Source organism: Hyphobacterium marinum (assembly GCF_036330325.1).
Classification (GTDB): Bacteria; Pseudomonadota; Alphaproteobacteria; order Caulobacterales; family Maricaulaceae; genus Hyphobacterium; species Hyphobacterium marinum.
The window spans coordinates 438,488-463,763 of record NZ_JAZDRO010000002.1; the positions used below are offsets into that span (position 1 = coordinate 438,488).

Consider the following 25,276-nt stretch of genomic DNA (forward strand, 5'->3'; position numbering starts at 1 on the left):
TGCATCGGGTCCGCGCCGCATTTTGAGCAGGATTGGAGACATCCTTGCGTTCTGACAAAAGCAAGCCGCAAAACGCCGCGCAGGGCAGTGTCGACGAGGACATGCTGCTCCAGCATATCGCCGCGCTGAATGCCAAGCTGACAGTCACGTTCGAGAAGAAAATCGAACCGTTGGGCAACCAGATCATCGCCTATCGCGAGGTCGTCGCCCCGCTGTCCCAGGACCTCAAGAGAAACCTGGCGATCCTGACGCCGCTGCTGCAGCAGATTCAGACACTTGAAACGGCTGTTGCGTCGGCACGTGAATCCTTTGGCCAGAATTCAGAGTCGATTTCGCAAGAATTGACGGCGGCCCGTTCAGAGATCAGTGCGGCACTCAATGCGATCGAAACGGCCGCCCAATCGCTCAGCACCACGGCAGAGGGACCTATTGAGCAACTGCGCCAGGACCTCGGCAACCGGCTGTCAGAGACGGCTGCGGGTATCGAATCCGCCGTTGAACGAATTCTATCGGAGAAAGGCGGCGAAGACCGGGCCGCAGCGCTGGAGGAGGCCGTGTCCCGGCTGGAGGCCTTCCAGACAGAGCGGACCGGAGAGCTGTCCGACCGGCTGCAGGCGGCCAACGGTCTTCTTGAAAGCCTTGGTGCGCAGGTGTCGTCGCTCGAGTCCCGGAGCGATGCGGCCGAGCTCAAGTCCCAAATGGAGCAACTCCAGTCTGCGATCGAAACCAAGCTGGCGGCGCTGGGTGACTCCGGTGACCTGAAATCCCAACTCGAACAAGTCCAGTCCGCGATCGAAGCCAAGCTGGCCGCGCTGGGTGACGGTGGAGACCTGAAATCCCAGCTCGAACAAGTCCAGACCGCTATTGACGACAGGCTATCGTCCCTGGTCGATTCCGCGGCCGCGCGGCTGGAATCCCATCAGGCGGACAGTGCCGGACAGGTGGTCCAGTATCTGGGGTCGCTGTCGCAGCGGATCGACGCCGCTGCCGCCCTCCTGGAATCGGGCCAGTCCAGCCAGGCAGCCCAGACAGGACAAACCACGCAATCCCTTGCGGCCGTTGAAGAAAAGCTCGGCACTCTCGAAGAGAGGCTTGGGTCCCTCTTCGGTGATTCGATCGATGCGCAGCTGACAACGCTGAAGGGCGAGCTGGAGACTTTCCGGTCTGAGGCCTCCAGCTCACTTGAAGCGGCTGCCCAATCGATCCGGGATTCCGATTCCGCCGAACTGCTTCGCGCAACATTATCGGCCGAGATTTCGCGGGTCGAGCTCGCGCTTGAACAGAAGACCAGCCAGTTCACCGAAAGCGTGGAGGCGGTCAAATATGCGCTGCAGACTGACATGTCGGCAGCCTACAAGAGCTGGAATGCCTCACTTGCCCAGCTGCACGGTGCCATTGAAAGCCTGTCATCCCGTGTCGACTCAATGGCGGAAGCAGCTACGGCATCACCGGTTGTTGAGCCCGAGGAAACGGTCTACCAGCCGGTTGCCGACAGCAATCTTCCGGACATTATCCGCGATCGCGTGGACGAGGTTCACACGCGCCTGACGAATTCGGACTGGGCGATCCAGGCCATTGGCAAGAACATGACATCGCTGATGCACGAGGTCGCGTCGATGCGCGATGACGTGCTGAGCGCTTCCATGGCCCGGCGAACCTACAATGCTGTCGAAGACATTCGCGTCCTTATTGAGGATTTGCCCAAACGGGGGGGCTCTGGAGCGCAATCAGAGGACCTGGCAGCGAAGCTGGAAGATACCATCGAGAGCGTGCGCACAGCGATTTCCGCACGTCCCGACGATGTCATTCACACGCTCGAGGCGGCCAAGGCCGAGATTCTGGACACCCTCAACCAGACGTCCGGCGGTCTCAATGGCCCGCTCGAGGAATCCCGGCGTGAGATCGTCGCCGCGATCAATGCCCTCCAGTCCATCAACAACGAAATCGGCAGCCAGATCGGGCAGAGCATCGCTTCGCATTCCCGTGACATCATGCGCCAGTTGGAACAGCACTTGTCGCCCAAGCCCGCCGAGCCGGTCGCGGGACCTGAACAACCCACAGCGCTTGCCGCAATCGAGGCGGCCGCGCTTCAGAAAATGGCCTGGACGAAACCGTTCACTGGCAAATCGCCCGCCCCTCTCGAAGGATATGACGGTGACATGGCGCTCGACATGCTCAAGGAGCATGACCCGGTCACGTTCAATCACTGGCATACCGCCTTCGAGGCTGGCAGCAAGGCCTACGCCCAGTCACGGACGGACAACTGCTCGACCTGGGAACGTCAACTGACGCGACGGTTTCGGGATTATCTGTCTCTGTTTGCCAATGGCCCCATCCTTGACATTGGCTGCGGCCCCCACGCCACACCGGCCTATCTCGATGGCTATCCCAGTGCTCAGGTAACCGGCCTTGAGCCACTTCCCCTGCTTGAAGAGCCCCGGTTTCCGGTCGTGCGCGGTGTCAGTGAATTCCTGCCGTGGCCGGATGCGAGCTTCGGTACCGTCGTGAATGCCACCGCTATCGACCATGTCATGGATCTCGAGAAAGCTCTTGAAGAAACCCATCGCGTCCTGAAAGCCGATGGCCTCTTCGTGCTTTGGTATGCCGATGTTGCCGGCACCGAGGACTATACGGCCAAGGCACCGAAAGACCGCGCGCCAGTCGACGACTTTCACCTGTTCCATGTGTCGAGCGACTGGTTCGATCCGGTTATTGCGAGATGGTTCGATGTCGTCGATCTTCGCCGCTTCCAGGCCGACGACCGGGTCAGTGACGTATTTGCCGTCTATCGTCCCCGCGAGTCCGTCCGGCAGACAAGCAATCGGCCGGTCGGGGCATCAGACGGCGCTGCGAAGCGGTCGAACCGCACGCCTTCCCCGTCCAGGACCGGACAAAAAAGGTCTGCCGCAAGTGGCAAGAAGACCAAAGCCACGAGCACGAAACGCAAGACGGGCGGACGCAAGACGGCGAAGAACGCCTAGCTCAGCCTGGCGCGGATATAGCTGAAGAGTTTAAATCCGAATTAGGGCTGCGACCGGCTGTCGATACTGTTCGAGAGCCGGGATCATGGCGCTGGTATTGCCGGCTTTTGCTGCACGAAGGCGAAGTTCGATTGCCGAACAATAGCTGACGGATCCCTGCGCACTTATCCAGTAGCAGGCACACAGATTGTCGAGAGCAGGCAGGAAGTCCTGGTCCGCCGAGCGCTTGTACCAGTAGGCGGCAGCGCGAATATCGACATCCCCACCCAGGCCCATCTGCAACAGCGCACCGTAATAGTGCTGGGCCACCTTATGGTTCTGACGGCTGGCATAGAGGTAATATTCGCGCGCCTTCACCATGTCGATTTCGCAGCCGATGCCGCACTGGTAAAAGGTGCCGATCATGAACTGGCTTTCGACCGATCCCAGATCGGCGGCCTCGAGATATTTTGCGAAGGCCGTGTCGTGTTCGCCGGCTTGATAGCTCTTCGATGCAACGGCCTCAATTTCGGCGATACGTTCGGCTTCGAGCTTGGCTGTCCGAATGAACTTGGCGGTCAACTCTGAGCCATCGGTACCGATTTCCGTTTCCGGCACGTCGAAAACAAGACGGTTGTTATACCAGTAATCCAGGTCGAGCATGCGCTCGCGCATGACCGCGATGGCCTCATCAAGATGACCAAAGTCGACCAGCACCTGCGCCAGCGCCGCATGCTGGGCTTGCACCTGGTCTGACCGGACACCGAACTCTGCTTCTGCATCTGCGATGGCGGAAACAAACGAAGCCGTCATCTTGCCGGTACCGTCGGTTATGTACCGGAACCGGGCTTCCGCTGCCTGGAGCGTGGTACTATGAGGCGATTTCGGGTCAGTGTCCTCGCGCGCCTGTGCAGCAGCATCAGCAGCCTGACGGGCTTCGGAATCGAGCTGACGATCAAAATAGGCCATCGCAACGGCATGCAGGGACTTGCTCGCCGCCTCTCCATTTTCAAAGGGGTGACGCAAAGTATCGATGGCGACATCCACAGCTCGCCGGAAATGGGGCAGCGCCGCATCGATATCGCCAAGCTTATGATTAACCTCGGCAAGATTCGATTGAATGAACAGCTCTGTCGCGCGCATTGGGGGCCTCCTGAACCGCGTCGTATCCCAAAGCCGGAGCACCTGCAACCAGCGCCAACAAAGCGGTTGCTTCGCCGGTTGGGGCCACTGTAGAACCCATTCGCGCACGTTCGCACATGCGGGAAAGGCAGACATGACCGGGCAACAATCTTCAGTCCGCGGGGCCAAGTCCGCACGACGAAAGTCGGCGGCGCAAGGCGCACAGATGGCGCGGCGTGCCAAGCCCAAAGCCGCGGCCGATATTGCTCCGATTGCCTATAAAGACAGCCTCGGGGCCTTGGCCATGCGCGACACGGCGTGGAATGTCGCCGAGCGAAATCACTACAATTATGTCGATCCGGAATTGCGCGGCCCGGCTTTCGCGGAACTGGACCCGAAAGAACACGTCTCCCTGAAACATCATTCTGCGATGCTACTTTACGGTATGCGGGTCTGGGCCCAGCTTGCCGAGTTGCACCAGGAATCCGCAGCGCTGCTCCGCGCCACGGAAAACCCTTACGACCATCCGCTGTGGAAGAGCATCTTCCGCCACGCGCGAAACGCCAACGAGCGCAGCGACGGGGACAATTTCCTGGCCGCCTGCCTGGGATGCGAAAGCGGCCTCTCCAATTTCGACTGGATGAGCACGCCTGAACATATCCGCGCGGAATGGACGCTTTACAGCTGGCGCGGTACAGGCGGGATCGCCCCCCAGGCTGCGGACGCGGACACACTGGGACGCTGGTTCAGCGACAATGTGTACCAGAGAATGTGTCTCTTTGGTCTTGCCACGGAGGCCATCACGGCTTCCGATTTTTCCGCGCTTGGGCACTACCTGACTTTGCTGAAGACCATCGCGCCGGACGTCCATTCTATTTCAGGCGATGTCTCGACCCCTGACGCTTTTCTGGTCGCCCGACTCCGGGAAGCCCATATCCGTCATTTCGAAGGAGTCGATCAGGCGGAAGCCTATCTGGCCTCCGTCTGGGGCGTACTCAGCGCCACTGGCCAGAACACGCGCAGCCCAATGGCTCATCTTCACCGCATGAGGACCGTTTACAACCGCAGACTCGCCAATGCCGAAGCCATGGCGGATGCCCAGCGGATCGTGTCCGTCCAGGAGGACTGGCGAACGCTACTCAAGGAAGCCCTTGCCTCCTATGAAGGCGGACTTATGCGATGAAACGGATCCTCGTGCTTCACGACATGGCAAAAGGGTCGCGGCGGACCAATCGCGACCACGTTTACAATTATGCGAAATACCGTCCGGGAAACCTGTATGTCTTCCACAACATCAAGGCCCCGATCACGGAAGCCTTGAAAACGTTCCCCTTCGACGGAATCATTCTCAACTACTGCTTCCTGAGCAATCGTGCATCGATATACGATTTGCAAAAGGAACGCTGGTCCTTCCTGGCCGACAGTAGCGCCGTGAAGATCGCCATCTGCCAGGATGACTACACCGATCACATTAGTCTTGACGAATGGATCCGCGATATTCGCGCGGACGTCATCTTTTCGCCGATCCAGGACAATCTGGATGTCCTGTATCCCACGAACTGGGGCAAGGCCCAGTTCCGGGAAGGGCTGACGGGATATACCGATCATGCCCAGATCGAAGAACTTGAAAGCTATTCGAAGCCCTTCCGCGACCGGACGATCGATGTCGGAACCCGTGTCCGCTATCTGCCGCCTGTCTTCGGCCGCTATGGCCAGCAGAAGGGCCAGTCTGCGGAGCGTTTTGCCAAGCTGGCAGCAGAGGCAGGCTTCAACGTCGACATCTCCACCCGCTCTGAAGACGTCATCTTCGGCAGCCGGTGGCTGCAATTCCTCGGCAATTGCAAATTTACACTTGGCTCGAAGGGTGGCGCGAGCCTTGCCGATCCGCGCGGCGAGATCCGCGTCAAGGTTGCCGAGTTCATGGCTGACAATCCCAACGCCAGTTTCGAAACCGTTGAGCGAGAGTGTTTTGAAGGGCTCGACGGAAAATATATCTTCGCGGGTGTCAGCCCCCGGTTGTTTGAATCTGCAGCATTGCGGACCTGCCAAATCCTGACCCGCGATACCTATGTCGGCGGGATGGAACCCTATGTGGACTATATTCCGCTCGACGAGGATTTTTCCAACCTCGACGAGGTCTTCGACCTGATGCGCAACGAAAGCGCATGCTTGTCGATGATCGACAGTTGTTACGAAAAGCTGATTGCGTCAAAAGCCTTCGATTATTCGGCTTTCGTGGATGAAGTCCTTGATTTCATTCCTGAAGCTACAGACATGGGCGAACGCGGCGAAGCGCAGTTGCTCGACGAGCATTTCGGGATCATCAATCCCTTCAGACGGACAAGAGAGCGTTTCGGCGGCACGATGGAAACCGCCCTGAAGACGGTGATTTCCCTCCTCAAGACAGAGTTCTTCGTTCCCGCAGAATCACTCGACTGGCCACGCCCCTACGCGCTGTCGCCCCAGTTCGCACCGCTCGCAGGCGGGATCGAGGGACAGCGCCGTTCGGTCTACGCCATGCTTCCTGAGCTAATGGCCTATGCCGAGGATGATCCGGAAGCCCGCAAGGACCTCGAACGTGTTTTCGAGGAATTCGCGTACGGCAGTCTCGCGCCCGAACGGTATTTTACCAATACCGGCTCCCTGTCCTGGTGGGACATGTGCGAATACATCTTCGAACCCGCCGGATCCGACGCCACGGCAAGAACCGCGACTACTTCCCGGCGGAAACGCAAGACCCCGTCCCCAAAGAACCAGGCTGACAAGGCCACGACATGACAGATTCGTCCGACGCTCTCCCGCCGCGCCGTCCCGAAGACCTCAAGATGATGGAAGCGGGGCTGAAGGAGCCCTGGCGACTGCCTGCGCTGGCTCTGGAATACTCCAAGCTTTACAGCGATGGTATCCGTCCTGTGCCCTACGACCTCCTGCCGCAGGAAATGTCCTCCCGCGAGCTGATGGGATGGTGGGCCCGCACGCATGACGGTCTTCAGGCAACGCTCAATCGGCCGATCACGAAAGCCGTGCAGGAGCGCCCTGCCCCCAATTACAGTTCACCCCTGAAAGGGCGCATTGCCGAGCTTCTGGGCGGAGAGGCCGACGACAGGCGGTCGGTGGTCTTTATTCACCACGCCTATTATCACTTTTATTATCTGGCACGGGCGCTGCGCGAGCGCGGCTGGCGGGCCTACTCGGTGTCCATCGAAAATCCCCGCAGCCCCAACAATGCCTTCTATCACGGCGAAGACCTGCTCCTGTGGGACGACGATCCATGGGTCCGGCGGGAGTTGCAACGTGAGCTTTTCGAGGCCGTGAAGACCAATTTCGACATGGTCCATTTCCATGGCGACAACGCCATGACGTTGTTCGAAAAAGGGCTTTGCAACAACAATATGCGCAATGGCGTGCCCTGGGACTTCCTCGAATTGAAATCCCATGGCGTGAAAATCGGACAATCGATCAGCGGATGCCTGACGGGACAACGCCAGAGCGTCTTCAATGCCGGAACGGGCGGAGTCTGCAACCATTGCGTCTGGCAGAACAATCCTTCGGTCTGTTCTGACGAAAAGAATGGTTTCGTCAACGACAAGTACAAACTCATGCTCGATCTCAACGCACTCGAGATCGACTGGCCTTTGGACACGTCGCGGCAGACCCCGAATACGTTTTACGATCCGCTCACCTACTGTCTGGACATGAATGTATGGCGTCCGGATCTGGAAATCCCTGATCGGATCGAGCGCCTGCCTCGGGAACCGGGGGAAATCCTCGTTTTCCACGCTGTCGGCAACTATTCGGAGCGCGACTCGAGGAAGGAACAACGCAACATCAAGGGCACGCCCGCCGTCGTTGAGGCCATTGACCGGCTGCGGTCTGAAGGCCTGCCGGTGAAACTCGTCTTCAAGACCGGCGTGCCGTCCAAAGACATGCGTTTTTACCAGATTCAGGCCGACATCATTGTTGACCAGCTGATATACGGTCGGTGGGGAGCCACAGCCCGTGAAACCATGGCGCTCGGCCTGCCGACGATCTGCCACATCGAGCGCAAGCAACCGGACGGCGTACCGCCTTCAAAAGCGCTTGCCGATTGCCCGCTTGTGGAAGCAACACCGGATACGGTTTACGACGCCATCAAGATGCTGGCGACCGATGCGGAGAAGCGGCGCACCATCGGCGAAGCAAGCCGGGCCTTTGCTGAAAAATGGTTCGGCGCGGAGGCCTGCGCGGAACGGTTCGAGACGGTTTACGACCGGCTCCAGGCCGGAAAATTTCCGCTCTACCGCCCCGCGAAGGCTTAGAAAAGGCGACCTGACCGGCTAGCGTTCGATGATCCCGACCTCTGCCATCATGATGTCGGCACCGCCAGGTTCGACATTAGTGATGCGCAACAGGACACAGTCGTGTTCACCTGAAAACGTGTGATTTACGGTAAACGTTTCAGGTACTTCGCCCACGGTGACGGTCTCGCCAGATACATCCGGTCCGTTGGCCGAACAGAAATCCGCAAGCTGCAACACCACCTGGGCCGTCGTACCGCGCTGTGTCCACAGCGTGGCCTGTCCAGTAAACCGCGCCCCGGATTCTATCCGTGCGTCCTGGCGGTAAAGCGCGACGAAGGAATTATAATCCATCGACACGCGGTCTGCGTTCAGCACTTCGCCATCGGCTGAATCCACATTGCGTTCGACGGAGACACCTTCGCCGGACATCAGGAAATTCTCGGCGTCGCTTCTCAACCCGCTGCCGGTGGCCAGCCCGCGGTTGAGGCCGTACCCCACCTCGTCTTCAGCATCGGGGCCAGGCTGGAGTTCGGCAGTCGAGCGAGCGGAATTGTCGGCAATGTCCGCTTCAGTGACCGAATCCGGAATCGCCGAGGAGGCCCGGGACTGACCATCGCCGCCACTCTCCTGTCCGCAACCCGCAAGCAGGCCACCCGCCAAAACCGCGCCTAGAAGCAATCTCATATCAGTCCTTCACTCTATCTATGAACGGGAAACGCTGCCGATCATCTTCCAGATACGGCGCGGTCAATCAATGGGGACATGGTGACCTATTTATGGCAATTTTGCCCGTACTGTACGGCTGTTCCGAGATTTGCGGAATCGGTTGCGTGTACCGCCTTGGGGCGATATGTCCTGAGCCGCGTTAGCGGCAGGGTCTACAAACACATTCCGCTTCAAATTCAGTCACTCGACCCTGCCGGCCGCTGAAACCGGCCATTTCATCCAAACTCGGGAGCATTCAGCATGGATATCCGCGGCAAACGCCTCGTTGTGATCGGCGGTGCCGGCCTCATCGGCTCGCACGTGGTCGACGAACTCGTCAAAGAGGATGTCGGCGAAGTCGTGATCTACGACAATTTCGTCCGCGGCACCCACGAGAATCTCGCCGACGCTCTGAAAGACCCGCGCGTAAAGATCTACGAAGTTGGCGGCGACATCCTGCACACCGACATTCTCGACAGCGCGTTGAAGAATGCCGATGGCGTCTTCCACCTGGCCGCGCTGTGGCTGCTGCAATGTCACGACTATCCCCGCTCGGCATTCGAAGTGAATGTCAAAGGCACGTTCAACGTGCTCGATTCCTGCGTGCGCAACGGCGTGTCGCGCCTGGTCTGGTCGTCCTCGGCCTCGGTCTATGGCGATGCGGTCAGCGAGCCGATGACTGAAGACCACCCGTTCAACAATCAGAATTTCTATGGCGCGACCAAGATATGCGGCGAAGCGATGGCCCGGGCCTATCACCACCGCTACGGCCTGAATTACACCGGCATGCGCTACATGAACGTCTATGGCCCGCGCCAGGATTATCGCGGGGCCTATATCGCCGTAATCATGAAAATGCTCGACGCGATCGACCGCGGTGAAGGCCCGACCATTCTCGGCGACGGCAGCGAGGCGTTCGACTTCGTCGCCGTGCGCGATTGCGGCCGCGCGAATGTCTGCGCCATGAAGGCGGACGCAACCGACCAATTCTACAATGTCGGCACCGGCAAGCGCACGACGCTGAAGGAACTGGCCGAGATGCTGCTAAACCTGACCGGCTCGAACCAGGAGATCCAGTACAAGGAGCGCAGCCAGGCCACGCTCGTGCGCAACCGCATTGGCTGCCCGAAGAAAGCGTCCGAAGAGATTGGTTTCACAGCCGAGGTTTCGCTGCAAGACGGCCTGCGCCATCTCATCGAGTGGCGGGCGTCCCACATCGAGGAAGTCCAGGCCCGCCAGCGCAAGGCCCAGATCTAGCGTCGGTTATTCACCATGTGCGGGATTGCGGGCTACATAAATTATAGCGGAGAGGGCGCGGACAAGGCCGTCCTCAAAGCCATGTCCGATGCGATCGCGCACCGTGGCCCGGATGGCGAAGGCCAGGTCGTGGAAGGGGCGTGTGGGCTCGCGCACCGGCGTCTTGCCATTCTCGATCTAAGCGATGCATCCCTGCAGCCCATCGTGTCGGCTGATGGCCGGCATGTGATGGTCTATAACGGCGAACTCTACAATTTCGCCGAGATCCGAGCGGAACTTGAAGCGAAAGGCCATGTCTTTCGTACCACGGGCGACACTGAAGTCGTCCTCGAAGCCATTGCGGAATGGGGACTGGCCGGTGCCGTGCCGCGCTTCAACGGCATGTTCGCCATCGCAGCCTGGGACCGGAAGGAGAACGTCCTCCATCTCGCGCGTGACCGCTATGGCATCAAGCCGCTCTATTATGTGAACAATGACCGCCTCTTCGCCTTCGGCTCGGAGATCAAGGCCATCCTCGCGGGTGGTCATCTGAAGGGGGACCTGTGCGCCGAAGGCCTCGTCGAATACCTGACCTTCCAGAATTTCTTTACCGACCGGACCATCTTCCGCGATGTCCGCATGCTGCCAGCCGGTTCGGTGATGACAGTTCGCGCCGGTGGCGGCAAACCATCGGTCAGGCGCTATTGGGACTATTGCTTCGAAGAACCTGAAACAGCACGCAGCGAAGACGACTATCTCGAAGAACTCGATCATCTCTTCCGGCAGGCGGTAACCCGCCAGCTCGTTGCCGATGTCGATGTCGGATCCTACCTCTCCGGCGGCATGGATTCGGGATCCATCACGGCGATCGCGGCGAAAACTCTGCCCTATATGCGGACCTTTACGGTCGGCTTTGACCTGCATTCGGCCTCGGGCGTCGAGCTTGCCTTCGACGAACGCCGCGCCGCCGAGCTGATGTCCTACAAGTTCAAGACCGAACACTACGAGATGGTCCTGAAAGCCGGCGACATGGAGCGGGCCATGCCGCGCCTGGCGCGGCATCTGGAAGAGCCGCGCGTCGGCCAAAGCTATCCGAATTTCTATGCCGCCCAGCTCGCCAGCAAGTTCGTCAAGGTCGTGCTGTCAGGCGCGGGCGGCGACGAAATCTTTGCGGGATATCCGTGGCGCTATTACCGCGCGGTCGTGAATTCCGATTTCGACGACTATGTCGGTAAATATTACGGTTTCTGGCAGCGCTTGCTCGACAAGGACCAGCTGCGCGGCGTCCTCGATCCGGTCTGGGACGATGTCAAACATGTTTCTCCGGTCGACATCTTCCGCGATGTTTTCGCCAACCGCCCGAACGAACTCGACAGTCCCGAGGACTATATCAACCAGTCCCTCTACTTCGAGGCGCGGACCTTCCTGCACGGTCTCCTCGTGGTCGAGGACAAGCTGTCCATGGCCCACTCGCTGGAAACACGTGTGCCCTTCCTCGACAACGACCTCGTCGATTTTGCCATGCGGCTGCCGACACACATGAAGCTGGGCAATCTGACCGAAGTCGTGCGCGAGGACGAAAACCAGCTCGGCAAGGCCCGCAAGCACTTCCAGAAGACCAAGGACGGCAAGCTGATTCTCAGGAAACTGATGAGCCGCTACATTCCGGACGAGGTCGCAAATGCGGTCAAACAGGGCTTTTCCGCGCCGGATGCCAGCTGGTTCAAGGGCGAGAGCATCGACTACGTCAACCGCGTGGTAGACGATCCGAAAAGCCGCATTTACGAGTTTATGGACGCAAAGTCCGTACACGCGCTCGTGGATGCCCACATGAGCGGCGCAGAGAACAAGCGCCTCCTGATCTGGTCACTTCTCAGCCTTGAAAGCTGGATGGACGAATTCGTCCATCCACCGGCGGGCTGACAGGCAGGAAGGGGGCACGAATGCGCATTCTTCTGACCGGAGCGACCGGGTATCTTGGCGGCTGGATACGCGCGGCCCTGGCCCGCGACCACGACGTCGTCTGTACCGTGCGTCCAGGAAGCCAGTTGCCAGACGGCGGACCTTCCGTGACCTGGGACCTTGCCGGTCCGCTGCCAGCGGACATGCCGGAGGTCGATGCCATCGTTCACGCCGCACAGTCGCGTCACTATACGGCTTTTCCGGATGGTGCGGCTGACGCGTTCGCGGTCAATGTCGCCTCGACAGCGTCACTCCTGGACCATGCCGCCGAAAACCGGGTCCAGCGGTTCTGTTTCATATCGAGCGGCTCGGTTTACGAGCCTTATGAGGGCAAACTTGGCGAGGATGCCGCCCTCGCACCGACCAGCCTGAACGGGACGACCAAACTCGCCGCAGAAATTCTGACCCGGGCCTATGAAACCCTATTTGCCGTCAGCCGCTTGCGGCTCTTCTTCCCCTATGGGCCCGGCCAGACGGGACGCATGGTCCCGGGGCTGATTGACCGAGTCCAGACTGGCCAACCGGTCACGCTCGCAGGCGAAAACGGGCTGGAGTTTGCCCCGCTCTATGCGGGCGACATTGCGAACATTGTCACCAGCGCCGTGGCTGAGGACTGGCGAGGCACGTTCAATGTCGAAGGGCCCGAAGCCACAAATCTGCGAACATTCGCCGAAGCCATCGGGACACTCACCGGTCGCGATGTTGCGTTCGAGATCAACCCCGTCGCGAGCCCACGAATACTGGCATCATCAGACCGGTTGAAATCACGATTTGACGTTGAGACAATGACGAAAGTCCGGGACGGACTGAAGCAGACCCTTGGGGGGCAAGGGACAGTGTGATGAGCCGGGGTGGCCAACTCGATATTCTGGTTTTCAATTCGATCGGGAATTCCGGCGTTCCGTCGTTTCTCGATCACATCGGCATGTTCGGCCGATACTCCAGGCACCGGTGTTTTTATCACAACTTCGTCTATCAATTTGATCCGGAAATGGATTTTTCGAAGTTCGACGCAGTCGTCTTCACCCATAATTTCTGGCTGCCTGCGTTGAGCGAAGCTCAGCGCAAGGCGATCCACGATATCAAGGCACTGAAAGTCCTCTTCCTTCAGGACGAATTCCAGTATCTGCGCACGTTCAACGCCATCATGGGGGAGATGGGGATCAATCTCATGTTCACCTGCGCGGCGGAACGCGATTTTGATCAATTCTATCCGAAGAAGCTGATCCCCAGCTTGCGGGAAGTTCATCAAAACCTGACTGGCTACGTTACCGACGCACTCATGAAGCCAGGCCTGCGGGCCCGCGGTCCGCGGCGCTGGGATGTCGGCTATCGAGGCCGTGCGCCGATCTACTACATGGGGCTGCTCGGTCAGCACAAATTGCGAATTGCCGAGGAGTTCACCGCGCTGTGTGAGCGCGAGGGCTTCACCCATAATATTTCCTACCAGGAAGATGACCGTCTTTCCGGCCGGCATTGGTTTGACTTCTTGCGGTCAACTCGGGTTCAGCTTGGCTCGCCGAGCGGAACCAGCATTGTTGATCTCGACGGTTCGCTGATCGAAGCGGAACAGAAATACCGCGCCGAGAAGCCGCATGCGACATTCGACGAAGTCTACAAAAAGATCCTCAAGCCCCATGAGGGCAAGATGAAGATCGACACGGTCTCGCCGCGCCATTTCGAATATGCGGCGACCGGGGCCACCATGGTCATGATCGAGGGCGATTATGGCGGCTATCTGAAACCTGATGAGCATTACATTCCGGTCGCGCCCGACTATTCCAACCTAGACGCAGTTGCTGCGAAGATACGGAATCGGAAGCTTTGCCGCGAGGTTGCTGACCGGGCCCATGCGCATCTCATCGAGAGTGGCGATTTCAGCGCAGAGAAATTCGTGCGTGATTTCGACACCATTATTGAACGCCATGCCAAACCAAAGATGCATGGCGACCGGCCCGACATCGCGGCCTTTAACGCGGTGATGACCGAAAAATTCAACCAGGTCCTGTTTTTTGGCCGTATGGGGCACGCCCATATACGGACGGGCGAAGGTCAACGCTTGCGCCGCGAAACCCTGAAGAGCCATGTCCTGTCCCATACGCCGGTCGTTGGACCGATCCTGCGCCAGACCGGCGGCGACCCGCTTATGAAGTTGGCCAAGGGCCGGGCCGCATTGCGCATGGCGTCCGCCATCCCCGACTTCCGAGAACTGGTCGCCCAATGGGCCCGCAATCCCGAACAACGCGCGCTTCAGACAATTTTGTTCCCCGAGGTGCTGAAGTCCATTCTACTGCTGGGCCTGGTCAAGGCCGCTCAGTCGGGAGCAGCTCCCTATGGTGAAGGCTTTCACGTCCGCCCCGTCCTTGAGGACGACTTTCTTGCCTTGATCGGCGAGCCCGCCGACCCGGGCGTGCCGGCGGCCGGGCATACGGTAAAAATGGCCGCGAAGGACGCGCGCAAGATCGAAGCAGCGATTTCCAGGGGGCTGGACGGCGGCATCCGGCTCGACCTGTCACGGCGCTGGCCGATCAAGCTGTTCGGGCACAGCACGCTGTTTGCGTGGAGTGTCGAGGACAAGCAGGCCTTCTTCCGGTCTTCATCGGACGAATATTTCCACCTGTCAGCCCTGTCGAAGATCTCCCGATACGCCCCACAGGCCGCTGCCTCAGCGGTCTTCTGCGCGCTTCGTCCAGCCTCGGGCCGCGAAGTCGCCGTTCTGGAAAAAGCGTTCAACCTTGTCTTGCCCGAGAGCCTGAAGACATTGTCTGTGGAAGCGCGATCCGCCTGAGGGGCGAGTACGCTTTACCCCGAAGGCAGGAGCCTATATACGCGCGCCCAAGACAAGCCGCTTATGCTGCGGCGCACAATCTGCAACGCCGGGTTTCAAGCGGAGAAATTGTTCATGAGCGACGTCAAGGTAGCGGTTGTCGGCTGCGGGCACTGGGGCAAGAACCACGTCCGGAATTTCGCTGAACTGGGTGCGCTGACTGCCGTGGTCGACCCGCGTGCCGAGGTCGCGAAACAGTTCGCTGACCAGTATTCGGTCAAGGCGCTCAGTTTCGATGAAGCCATTGCCAGCGATGACGTCGACGCAGTGGTGATCGCGGCCCCGGCCGAGCTTCATGCCGATCTTGCGGTCAAGGCGTTCGAAGCAGGCAAGCACGTCTTCGTGGAAAAGCCGATTTCCATGACCATGGAAGAAGGCAACCGCATGAAGGCCGCGGGCGAGAAAGCCGGCAAGGTCCTGATGGTCGGCCACCTGCTGCAATACCACCCGGCTTTCGTCGCATTGCGCGAATTCGTCCTGGGCGGCGGTCTCGGCAAGCTGCGCTACGCCTATTCGCACCGCTGCTCGCTCGGCAAGTTCCGGGTCGAGGAAAACGCGCTGTGGAGCTTTGCGCCGCACGACGTGTCGATGCTGCTCGCCCTGTTCGGTGAGGCGCCGGATACCGTGACCGGCACGGGCGGGGCTTTCGTGACCGACGGCATCGAAGACGAGTGCCGGCTCGACATGACCTTCCCGGGCGGCGGCCGCGCCCACGTCTTTGCCAGCTGGCTGCATCCGTTCAAGGAACATCGCCTGATCGTCGTCGGCGAAACCGGCATGGCCGTGTTCGAGGATTCCCAGAACGATCCGGCCCAGAAGCTGCGTCTCTACCGCCACTCGATCGATACATCGGGCCGCGAGCCAGCGCCGTCCAAGGCCGACGCCGAGCCGATCCCTTATGGCGATGACGAGCCGCTGAAGACCGAATGTGCGCACTTCCTGTCGGCCTGTGCAGGCGATCACCCTGCCCTGACCGATGCGGACGAGGCACTGCGCGTGCTCGATGTTCTTCTGAAAGCGTCAAAAGACTGAAATCACACACGCAAATCCTTTGACATCATCTGTGATCTGCCTTTTCTAGCGCAACCGTCACAAACGATGCACACAACGCGGGCAAAACCCCGCCAAACCGAGCGGACAGACAACAGGACCCGACACCCATGCAGTTCATCGACCTCCAGGCCCAGCGCGCCCGCATCGCCGACAAAATCGACGCAGCGGTTCTCAAAGTCGTCGCCGAAGGAAAATACATCAACGGTCCGGAGGTCTCGGCCTTCGAAGACCAGCTCGCGGCCTTTTCCGGCGCGAAGCACGCGCTCGGCTGCGGCAACGGCACCGACGCCCTCGTCCTGCCGCTGATGGCGTGGGGCGTGAAGGCCGGCGACGCCGTGTTCTGCCCGTCCTTCACCTTTGCCGCGACCGGCGAAGTTGTCCCGCTCGTCGGCGCATCGCCGGTCTTCGTCGACATCGACCCGGCGACCTACAACATGGACCCGGCCCATCTCGAGGCCGCGATCGAAATGATCAAGGCGGAAGGCAAGCTCACGCCGAAGGCTGTGATCGCGGTCGACCTGTTCGGCCAGCCGGCCAACTACCCGGAAATCTCGGCCATCGCGAAGAAGCACGGGCTGAAGCTCATCGCCGACTCCGCGCAAGGGTTCGGCTGCACGCTGGGCGGCAAGCATCCGAGTGAGTGGGCCGACGCGGTCACCACCTCCTTCTTCCCGGCCAAGCCGCTGGGCTGCTATGGCGATGGCGGTGCGGTACTGACCAATGATGCCGAGCTGCACGAAATCATGGATTCGCTGCACGTCCACGGCAAGGCGACCAAGAGCGATGTCGAAGGCCGCTCCTTCGAACACGACCCGAAATACCTGAACACGCGGATCGGCGTGAATTCGCGCCTCGACACCATCCAGGCCGCGATCCTGATCGAGAAGCTGGCGATCTTTGCCGACGAGATCGAGGCCCGCAATCGCGTTGCGTCGCGTTACAACCAACATCTGGCCGACCATGTCGCGTCCGTCCCGGCAATGATTGACGGCGGCGTCTCGGTCTGGGCGCAGTACACGATCGAACACGACGACCGCGCCGGTCTGGCCGCGCACCTGAAGGCGCAGGGCATCCCGTCGGCGGTCTATTACCCGATCCCGATCCACAAGCAGGACATCTACAGCGTCTATCCGGTCGGCCCGGGCGGCCTGCCGGTCTCGGAAGCGAAAGCCGAGCGCGTGATCTCGCTGCCTATGCACCCCTATCTCGACGAAGACACCCAGGACCGCGTTATCGCCGCTGTGCGCAGCTTTAACGGATAAGGCATGACCTCCAAGGACACGAACATGATTGCGCATCCCAAGGCGGACACCCCCGCCATGATCAAACTCGCGGACGCTTTCGAGAAGAAAGCGGCCGACCGGACCCTGGTCGTTGGCGTTATGGGGCTGGGCTATGTCGGCCTGCCGCTCGCCCAGGCCTATTGCCGCCAGGGGTTCCACGTCATCGGGTTCGATGTCAGCGAGGACAAGGTCGAAAAGCTGAACGCCGGCAAGTCCTACATCAAGCACATCTCGGACAATTCCGTAGCCGTGATGCGGGAAACCGGCCGCTTTGAGGCGACCACCGATCTTGATCGCCTCAACGAGCCGGATGCCATCCTGATCTGCGTGCCGACGCCACTCGACAAGCACCGCGATCCCGACCTGTCCTATGTCGTCTCCTCGACCGAGGAAATCGGCAAGCGCCTGCGCGAAGGCCAGATCGTGATCCTGGAGTCGACAACCTATCCGGGCACGTCCGACGAAGTTATGCAGCCAATCCTGGAGAAGCTGAGCGGACTGAAGGCCGGCGAGAATTTCGCCATCGCCTACAGCCCGGAACGCGAAGATCCGGGCAATCCGAAGTTTGAAACCTCGACGATCCCGAAAGTCGTGGGTGCCGACACCGCCGCGGAAAGCCGTATGGCCGTCGCGATCTACTCGGCCATCGTGCCCCAGGTCGTCCCGGTCAGCGATGTGCGCACCGCCGAGGCGGTCAAGCTGACCGAGAACATCTTCCGTGCCGTCAACATCGCGCTCGTCAACGAGCTGAAGACGATCTACGGCGCGATGGATATTGACGTGTGGGAAGTGATCCGCGCGGCTGACACCAAGCCGTTCGGCTTCATGGCCTTCTACCCGGGCCCGGGCCTTGGTGGACACTGCATCCCGATTGACCCCTTCTACCTGTCCTGGAAGGCGCGTGAATTCGGCATGACGACCCGCTTCATCGAGCTGTCCGGCGAGATCAACGCCAACATGCCGGGCATGGTCGTGGACGCGGTCGCCGCCGAGTTGTCCAACCGCCTGGAGAAATCCATCAAGGGCGCAAAAGTCCTGCTTGTCGGCCTCGCCTACAAGAAAAACGTCGATGACATGCGCGAAAGCCCGTCGCTGACGCTGGTGGAAATGCTCGAGGCGCGTGGTGCCAAGGTCGATTTCTACGACCCCTATATCCCGGTCGTCCCCTATGACCGCGACCACCCCGAATATGCCGGGCGCAAGTCGGTCGACTGGACGCCGGACGTGCTGAAAGGCTACGACGCCGCGCTGGTCGCCACCGACCACGACAATGTCGATTATCACGTGCTGCTCGAAAGCGTGCCGTTCGTGGTCGACACCCGCAATGCCTGCCACATGCACGCCTCCGAATACGGCGAGAAAATCGTCAAGGCGTAACACCGGATTGACGGGGGGCGCGACAACCGCCCCCCAACCGGTCTATTCATGCCGCCCATGAGGGTTTTGCTCATCGCGCGCCATTTCCCGCCTGCCGTCACCGGCGGGGCGCGGCGGCCCTATCTCTGGGCCAAGGGGCTGGAAGCAAACGGCGTTGAGGTCTTTACCGTCGCGCCGGATATCCCCGCTGACCTAACCGGGTCAGCCGAGCCCCACGCCTTCCGCGATCCCTCCACCGCACTGCCCGGCAAGCCGGGCCTGCGCGATCATGCCCGCAACCTCCTGCTCTGGCCTGATCCGGATATCCGCTGGACGCGCCGCGCTGCACGCCTGGCCAGTGAGACCTGCCCGTTCACGCCCGACTGGATCATTACCACCAGCCCGCCAGAGTCGGTTCATGCTGCCGGGCCGCTGCTGTTGAAACACTGGCCGGATGCGCGATGGGCGGTTGATGCCCGCGACCACTGGCTGGTGCGGCCCTTCCGCAAGCAGCGGGACAATCCGGTCCGGCGGGCGATCGAGGCGCGCCAGGCGCGCGCGATGCTGGCCCGCGCCAGCGCCGTCTTTGCGGTCAATGACCTGATTGCCAAGGAATATGCCGGTTATGCACCGCACGCGAAAACCGGCGTGCTGGCCCATTTCGTCATGCCCGCCGCCGAGCCCTACGCTTTCGAGGGCCCCGGACCGCACCTGGTGCACACCGGCAGCTTCAAGATGTCGGACCCGGACGTCTCGATAGACCCTCTGCTGACCGCCTTCGAGGCCGCCCATGCCCGGAAACCGGAGTTGCGCCTGCATCTCGCCGGGCGGCTGCGCGAGGACGAAGCCGCGCGCATCGAAGCCTCACCAGCCAGTGACGCGATAATCCTTCATGGCGTGGTGCCTCTGGAGACAGCTCTCGCGATGCAGGCCGGGGCGGATGCGCTCCTGGTCGCTGCGGCTCCCAATGCGCCGGTCCCACCGGGCAAATACGCCGAATACAGGGCGTCGGGCGCGGCCATCATCCCGGTTGGTGATGGCCCTTGGCGGCCGGCGATTGATCGCGACGACCGGCCCGACGCCGAGCGGCTACTGGCGGTCCGTCCCGGCCGGCAGGACCGGCGGGAACCGGACGCGACCGACCACGTCATGGCCATGGCCGGGGTGATCGATACGCTGAACGCGTTGAACGGCTAACGGCCTATTCGACCGTCACCGACTTGGCGAGATTGCGCGGTTGGTCGACATCCGTGCCCATGAAGACCGCCGTGTGATAGGCGAGCAACTGCAGCGGGATCGCCGCAACGATGGGCTGGGCAATCGGATCGCAGGTAGGCATCACGACGACATTGTATCCGTCTCCGGCCAGTCCCGCCCCCTTGGCGTCGGTGATCAGCGTCACGTCTGCTCCGCGGGCAGCCACTTCCTGAACGTTGGAAATTGTCTTTTCGAACAGCTCATCCCAGGGCGCGGTGACGATAACCGGCGTGCCTTCCTCGATGAGGGCAATGGGGCCGTGCTTCAGCTCACCGGCAGCATAACCTTCCGCGTGGATATAGGCGATTTCCTTCAGCTTCAGCGCGCCTTCCATGGCTAGCGGGAAGAATTGTCCCCGGCCGAGATAGAGCACGTCCTTGTGCCGGGTCAGCGCCCGGGCCAGTTCCTCGATCTTCGGCTCGACCTGCATCACCTCATTAATGAGACGCGGGATTTCGAGGAGGTGGCGAACCTTGTCGGCCGTCTCTTCGGCGGTCATCACGCCGCGGCTCGCCCCGGCCGCCAGCGCAATGCAGGCCAACGCGGAGAGCTGGGCGGTATAGGCCTTGGTCGAGGCCACACCGATTTCCGGACCCGCCAGCGTGCGCAGGTGAACGTCGGCTTCACGGGCAATGGAGGACTCAGGAACGTTGACCACACCGATGGTGCGGACGCCGTTTTCCTTGCAGTGGCGCAAGGCGGCCAGCGTATCGGCGGTCTCGCCGGACTGGGATACGAAAAGCGCCGCGCCATTCTGCGGCAGGGCCGGCTGGCGGTAGCGGAACTCCGACGCGATATCGACTTCGACCGCCAGGCGCGCATAGCGCTCGAACCAGTATTTCGCTGTCGCGCCGGCATAAAACGCCGTGCCGCAGGCGACCGCGATCAGGCGGTCGGCATTCTTCAGGCCGAGCTCGCCAGCGGGGAAGGTGAAGCCCTCGTCCACCGCGCTGATATATTGCGACAGGGTCCGGGCCACGGATTCAGGCTGTTCGTGGATTTCCTTTTCCATGAAGTGGCGGCGGCCGGCCTTGTCGACCAGATCAGCGGTGGCGCTGGAGATCGTGATCTCCCGGTTCGCGGCCTCGCCCGCCTCGTTGAAAATGCGGACCTCGCCGGGCGTGGCGACACACCAGTCACCCTCTTCGAGATAGATCACCTTCCGCGTAAACGGGGCGAGCGCCATGGAGTCGGACCCGACAAAGGTTTCATCCTCGGTGATGCCCACGGCCAGGGGGCTGCCCTTGCGCGCGGCGAAAACGTGGTCGGGCAGGTCGGCCATGATTGCAGCGACGGCGAAAGCCCCGCGCAATTCACGGATGGCCTCGCCAAACGCCGACTGGGCATCCATGCCGATCTTGAGTTTGGCCTGGACCAGGTGGGCGATGACCTCGGAATCCGTCTCGGTCACAAATACACATCCCGCGCTTTCGAGCGCGTTGCGCAATTCCTTGAAATTCTCGATGATGCCGTTGTGGACAATTGCCACCACACCTGCCGTATGCGGATGCGCATTGTCTGTCGTCGGACGACCGTGAGTAGCCCAGCGCGTGTGGGCAATCCCCGTTACGCCGTCAATAGGGTCATCCCGTTGAACCTGCTCGAGATTCTTGAGCTTACCTTCCGCCCGGCGGCGTTCGATGCCGTCCCCCGCAACGACCGCGATACCCGCCGAGTCATAACCGCGGTATTCCAGCCGGCGCAGGCCCTCGATCAGCCGCTCCGACGTCGGGCCGGTGCCCGCAATTCCAATGATTCCACACATGTTTCTGCCGTTAACCCCATTGAGGATAATCATTTCGGGTGATGGACGTCCGTCTCCCGCGGATGTAAACGATATCCACAGGAAAGGCTATCGCTTGGCGCGTTCCCTGCAACGCCTGAGCCAGCGGCGTCTTATCCGCATTGGGGGGTGTAATGAAGCGTTATTTTGGAACGGACGGAATCCGGGGCCGTGCCAACGTAAATCCGATGACTCCGGACGTCGCGGTCCGCCTCGGAATGGCGGCCGGGACCTATTTTCGCCGCGGTGAACACCGCCATTCCGTTGTCCTGGGCAAGGACACACGGCGGTCCTGCTACATGATCGAGTCCGCGCTTGTTGCGGGCTTCACGGCGGCGGGCATGAATGTCCGCAGCCTGGGTCCCTGCCCGACGCCGGCCGTGGCCCTGCTGACCCGGTCCATGCGCGCCGATCTCGGCGTGATGATCACGGCGTCGCACAATGGTTTTGAAGACAATGGCATCAAGCTGTTCGGCCCGGACGGATTCAAACTGCCCGACGACGCCGAACTCTCGCTCGAAAAGCTGATGGACGACCGCAATGCGGACATGGCGGTGGACGCCGCCGGCATTGGCCGGCTGCGTCATTTCGAGGACGCCAAGGGCCGCTATGTTGAAGTGGTCAAATCCTCCTTCCCGCGCGGCCTGCGCCTTGACGGGCTGAAGGTCGTGATCGACTGCGCCAATGGTGCGGCCTATCGCGTTGCCCCTGAATTGCTGTGGGAGCTCGGCGCTGACATCACCACGATCGGGGTCAACCCGAACGGGCTCAACATCAATCTCGACTGCGGTTCAACCAAGCCCCAGGCCCTGATCGACAAGGTCAAGGAAACCGGTGCCGATATCGGCATTGCGCTGGACGGGGATGGCGACCGCGTCATTATTGTCAATGAGCGCGGCGAGGTCGTTGACGGCGACCAGATCCTTGCCCGCATCGCGACCGACAAGGCCGCCGACGGCTCGCTGGCCAGCAACACGCTGGTCGGTACGATCATGTCCAATCTCGGTTTCGAACAGTATCTCGAGTCCAAGTCGATCAAGCTGGTCCGTACGCCGGTTGGTGACCGCCACGTCGTCGCCGAGATGCGCGCCGGCGGCTACAATGTCGGCGGAGAGCCGTCGGGACACATCATCCTGACCGAGCATTCGATGACCGGCGACGGCATCGTGGCCGCGCTGCAGGTTCTCGCCTCGCGTGTCACGCGCGACCGCCCGGTGAGCGAAATCATGTCTCTCTACAAGCCGGCCCCTCAGGCCCAGCGCAATGTCCGTTTCAGCGCAGCATCGCCCATGGGATCAGAAGCGGTCCAGGCCGCGATCACCGAGGCCACTCGTGCGCTCAATGGCAAAGGCCGCCTGCTGGTCCGGCCGTCGGGTACCGAGCCTGTCATCCGCGTGATGACCGAAGGCGAGGATGCGGACCTGATCACGCGCGTTGCCGATGACGTGGCGGGCGTCGTGGAACGCGCTGCTGCGGCTGCCGACACGCCCGCGCTGGCCAAATAAGCCGCCGCAACGGCCCCGCATTCTTGACTTTGAGCGCGTAAGCCTGTTCTCACGGGCTTACCGCGCAATTTCCCCTACCCGATGAGAGACATGGCCAAGATTACCTATATCGAACACGACGGGACCGAGCATCAGGTCGAAGTTGCCGACGGGCTCTCGGTCATGGAAGGCGCTGTGCGCAATCTTATCCCCGGAATCGATGCCGATTGCGGCGGAGCATGCGCCTGCGCCACCTGCCACGTCTATGTCGATGAGGCCTGGCGGGAAAAGACCGGCACGCGGTCGGCCATGGAGGAATCCATGCTCGATTTCGCCGATGGCGTGGAAGACAATTCGCGCCTGTCCTGCCAGATCAAGGTGACCGCCGATCTCGACGGTTTGATCGTCCGCACGCCGGAATACCAGGGCTGATCAGATTTTCTGATCGAACTCGCCGACTTCGGGATGTCTGGCCAGCCGGGCCTCGATATCGGCGAAGATCGCCTTCATGTCCTCGGCTGAATTCGGGCTTTCCACCACGATCACGAGATTGGGCGTGTTCGATGACGCCCGCACCAGGCCCCACGCCCCATCTTCCAGAATGAAGCGGACACCATTGACGGTGATCGTCTCGGCGATCTTTCGCCCAGCAATGGTTTGGCCACTCTCGGCGACGGTCGCATACTCTGCGGCGATCTTGTCGACGACGGCGTATTTCTCCTCGTCGGTACATTTCGGCGACATGGTTGGCGACGAGAAGCTTTCCGGAAGCGCGCGGCGCAGGTCGGCCATCGTCTTGTCCGGATTGCGATCCAGCATTTCCAGCACGGCGCGCCCGGCAACCAGGCCATCGTCATAGCCCCGGCCCACGGGCGGTTGCATGAAGAAATGGCCGGACTTCTCGAAACCGGCGAGCGCGCCCGCCTCTTTCGACTTGCGCTTGATGTAGGAGTGGCCGGTCTTCCAGTAGATCGTCTTGGCCCCGTTTTCCTTCAGCACCGGATCGGTGAGGAATAGCCCGGTCGACTTCACGTCGACGACGAAGGTCGCTGACGGGTAGATGGCCGACAGATCGCGCGCCAGCATCAGGCCGACCTTGTCGGCGAAAATCTCCTCGCCCTCATTGTCGACAACGCCGCAGCGGTCGCCATCGCCATCAAAGGCCAGACCGATATCGGCCTTGTGCTCCAGGACCGCATCGCGCACGGCGTGAAGCATTTTCATGTCTTCCGGGTTCGGATTGTAGCGCGGGAAGGAGTGGTCCAGCTCGCAATCGAGCGGAATCACCTCCGCGCCCATGGCTTCCAGCGCCTTTGGCGCGAACGCTCCGGCCGTGCCATTACCGCAGGCCGCGACGACGCGCAGCTTGCGGGTCAACCTGGTGCCCGAGGCGAGATCAGCGAGATACCGCTCCGCGACGCCGGTTTCACGAACATAACCACCGCCGTCGCGGGCCTGGCCCAGACCGTCGAGCACGATGGTCTTCAGACGGCCCATCTCGTCCGGTCCGAACGTCAGGGGCGGCTCCACGCCCATCTTCACACCGGTCCAGCCATTATTGTTGTGGCTGGCCGTGACCATGGCGACGCACGGAATATCCAGATCGAACTGGGCGAAATAGGCGGTCGGTGACAGAGCGAGGCCGATATCGTGAACCTCGATGCCTGCCGTCATCAGGCCGACTTCGAGCGCCTGTTTCACGCTGAGCGAATAGGACCGGAAGTCGTGACCGACGACGATTTTCGGCTCGATGCCCAGCTCGTGGATCAACGTGCCCAGCCCCAGGCCCAGCGCCTGAACGCCATAGAGATTGAGCTCGGGGGCCTTGTCCGATCCCGGCGTGCCGAACCACCAGCGCGCATCGTATTCGCGAAAGCCGGTCGGTTTGACGAGGGCTTGCGTCTCGAATTCCCAGCTGTTCGGCGCGATGTCCGCGCGCGGCGTATCGGTCATGAGTTTCGTCCTGAA

18 protein-coding genes are annotated in these 25,276 nt (G+C 61.0%); 14 read left to right on the forward strand and 4 right to left on the reverse strand.

Going from position 1 to position 25,276, the window contains the following annotated elements; genetic code table 11:
- Positions 1 to 44 precede the first annotated feature (44 nt).
- Positions 45 to 2,981 carry a methyltransferase domain-containing protein gene (locus V0U35_RS07230; protein WP_330196011.1) on the forward strand — a complete coding sequence of 979 codons (2,937 nt, stop codon included), beginning with the start codon at positions 45 to 47 and terminating at the stop codon, positions 2,979 to 2,981.
- A gap of 30 nt (positions 2,982 to 3,011) precedes the next feature.
- On the opposite strand, the gene V0U35_RS07235 is transcribed toward V0U35_RS07230, so the two are convergent.
- Positions 3,012 to 4,103: a tetratricopeptide repeat protein gene (locus V0U35_RS07235; protein ID WP_330196012.1), complete on the reverse strand. Its 1,092-nt coding sequence runs from the start codon at positions 4,101 to 4,103 to the stop codon at positions 3,012 to 3,014.
- Positions 4,104 to 4,236: 133 nt separating this feature from the next.
- Between V0U35_RS07235 and V0U35_RS07240 the strand changes: the two genes are divergently transcribed.
- From V0U35_RS07240 to V0U35_RS07250, 3 genes are read left to right on the forward strand one after another with little or no spacing between them, the layout of a single operon-like run.
- Entirely contained in the window at positions 4,237 to 5,265 is a 1,029-nt protein-coding gene (locus V0U35_RS07240; protein ID WP_330196013.1) for a hypothetical protein, read from the forward strand.
- Positions 5,262 to 6,860, forward strand: a complete 1,599-nt coding sequence (locus V0U35_RS07245; protein ID WP_330196014.1) for a hypothetical protein — start codon at positions 5,262 to 5,264, stop codon at positions 6,858 to 6,860. The genes V0U35_RS07240 and V0U35_RS07245 overlap by 4 nt, the downstream gene beginning before the upstream one ends.
- Positions 6,857 to 8,380, forward strand: coding sequence for a glycosyltransferase family protein (locus V0U35_RS07250; RefSeq protein ID WP_330196015.1), 1,524 nt, complete (start codon positions 6,857 to 6,859; stop codon positions 8,378 to 8,380). Before V0U35_RS07245 ends, V0U35_RS07250 begins: the two co-directional genes overlap by 4 nt.
- A gap of 18 nt (positions 8,381 to 8,398) precedes the next feature.
- On the opposite strand, the gene V0U35_RS07255 is transcribed toward V0U35_RS07250, so the two are convergent.
- A complete protein-coding gene (locus V0U35_RS07255; protein ID WP_330196016.1) occupies positions 8,399 to 9,046 on the reverse strand; it encodes a hypothetical protein in 648 nt (215 codons plus the stop codon).
- Positions 9,047 to 9,328: 282 nt separating this feature from the next.
- Between V0U35_RS07255 and V0U35_RS07260 the strand changes: the two genes are divergently transcribed.
- The 8 genes from V0U35_RS07260 to V0U35_RS07295 all read left to right on the forward strand — a co-directional run bounded on the left by V0U35_RS07260 (position 9,329) and on the right by V0U35_RS07295 (position 19,981).
- Positions 9,329 to 10,324, forward strand: a complete 996-nt coding sequence (locus tag V0U35_RS07260; protein ID WP_330196017.1) for an NAD-dependent epimerase/dehydratase family protein — start codon at positions 9,329 to 9,331, stop codon at positions 10,322 to 10,324.
- 15 nt (positions 10,325 to 10,339) lie between these two features.
- Positions 10,340 to 12,226, forward strand: a complete 1,887-nt coding sequence (gene asnB / locus V0U35_RS07265) for an asparagine synthase (glutamine-hydrolyzing) (protein ID WP_330196018.1) — start codon at positions 10,340 to 10,342, stop codon at positions 12,224 to 12,226.
- Between the two features lie 20 nt (positions 12,227 to 12,246).
- Entirely contained in the window at positions 12,247 to 13,107 is an 861-nt protein-coding gene (locus V0U35_RS07270) for an NAD-dependent epimerase/dehydratase family protein (protein ID WP_330196019.1), read from the forward strand.
- A complete protein-coding gene (locus V0U35_RS07275; RefSeq protein WP_330196020.1) occupies positions 13,107 to 15,053 on the forward strand; it encodes a glycosyltransferase in 1,947 nt (648 codons plus the stop codon). The genes V0U35_RS07270 and V0U35_RS07275 overlap by 1 nt, the downstream gene beginning before the upstream one ends.
- A 114-nt stretch (positions 15,054 to 15,167) precedes the next feature.
- A complete protein-coding gene (locus V0U35_RS07280; protein WP_330196021.1) occupies positions 15,168 to 16,124 on the forward strand; it encodes a Gfo/Idh/MocA family protein in 957 nt (318 codons plus the stop codon).
- A gap of 128 nt (positions 16,125 to 16,252) precedes the next feature.
- Complete coding sequence (locus V0U35_RS07285) at positions 16,253 to 17,407, forward strand: DegT/DnrJ/EryC1/StrS family aminotransferase (protein WP_330196022.1); 1,155 nt, start codon at positions 16,253 to 16,255, stop codon at positions 17,405 to 17,407.
- 57 nt (positions 17,408 to 17,464) lie between these two features.
- Positions 17,465 to 18,805: a nucleotide sugar dehydrogenase gene (locus tag V0U35_RS07290; protein WP_330196023.1), complete on the forward strand. Its 1,341-nt coding sequence runs from the start codon at positions 17,465 to 17,467 to the stop codon at positions 18,803 to 18,805.
- A gap of 57 nt (positions 18,806 to 18,862) precedes the next feature.
- On the forward strand, positions 18,863 to 19,981 hold the full coding sequence (locus V0U35_RS07295) for a glycosyltransferase family protein (protein WP_330196024.1): 1,119 nt from the start codon (positions 18,863 to 18,865) through the stop codon (positions 19,979 to 19,981).
- 4 nt (positions 19,982 to 19,985) lie between these two features.
- Here the strand turns inward: V0U35_RS07295 and glmS are convergent, their stop codons facing one another.
- Positions 19,986 to 21,806 carry a glutamine--fructose-6-phosphate transaminase (isomerizing) gene (gene glmS, locus V0U35_RS07300; protein ID WP_330196025.1) on the reverse strand — a complete coding sequence of 607 codons (1,821 nt, stop codon included), beginning with the start codon at positions 21,804 to 21,806 and terminating at the stop codon, positions 19,986 to 19,988.
- A gap of 152 nt (positions 21,807 to 21,958) precedes the next feature.
- Here glmS and glmM point away from each other — a divergent pair, with 152 nt between their 5' ends.
- Positions 21,959 to 23,329, forward strand: a complete 1,371-nt coding sequence (glmM, locus tag V0U35_RS07305; protein ID WP_330196026.1) for a phosphoglucosamine mutase — start codon at positions 21,959 to 21,961, stop codon at positions 23,327 to 23,329.
- 90 nt (positions 23,330 to 23,419) lie between these two features.
- Positions 23,420 to 23,740 carry a 2Fe-2S iron-sulfur cluster-binding protein gene (locus V0U35_RS07310; protein WP_330196027.1) on the forward strand — a complete coding sequence of 107 codons (321 nt, stop codon included), beginning with the start codon at positions 23,420 to 23,422 and terminating at the stop codon, positions 23,738 to 23,740.
- On the opposite strand, the gene V0U35_RS07315 is transcribed toward V0U35_RS07310, so the two are convergent.
- The gene (locus V0U35_RS07315) at positions 23,741 to 25,261 is read right to left on the reverse strand and encodes a phosphomannomutase/phosphoglucomutase (protein ID WP_330196028.1); all 1,521 of its coding nucleotides are present in this window, start codon (positions 25,259 to 25,261) and stop codon (positions 23,741 to 23,743) included.
- Positions 25,262 to 25,276: the final 15 nt, after the last annotated feature.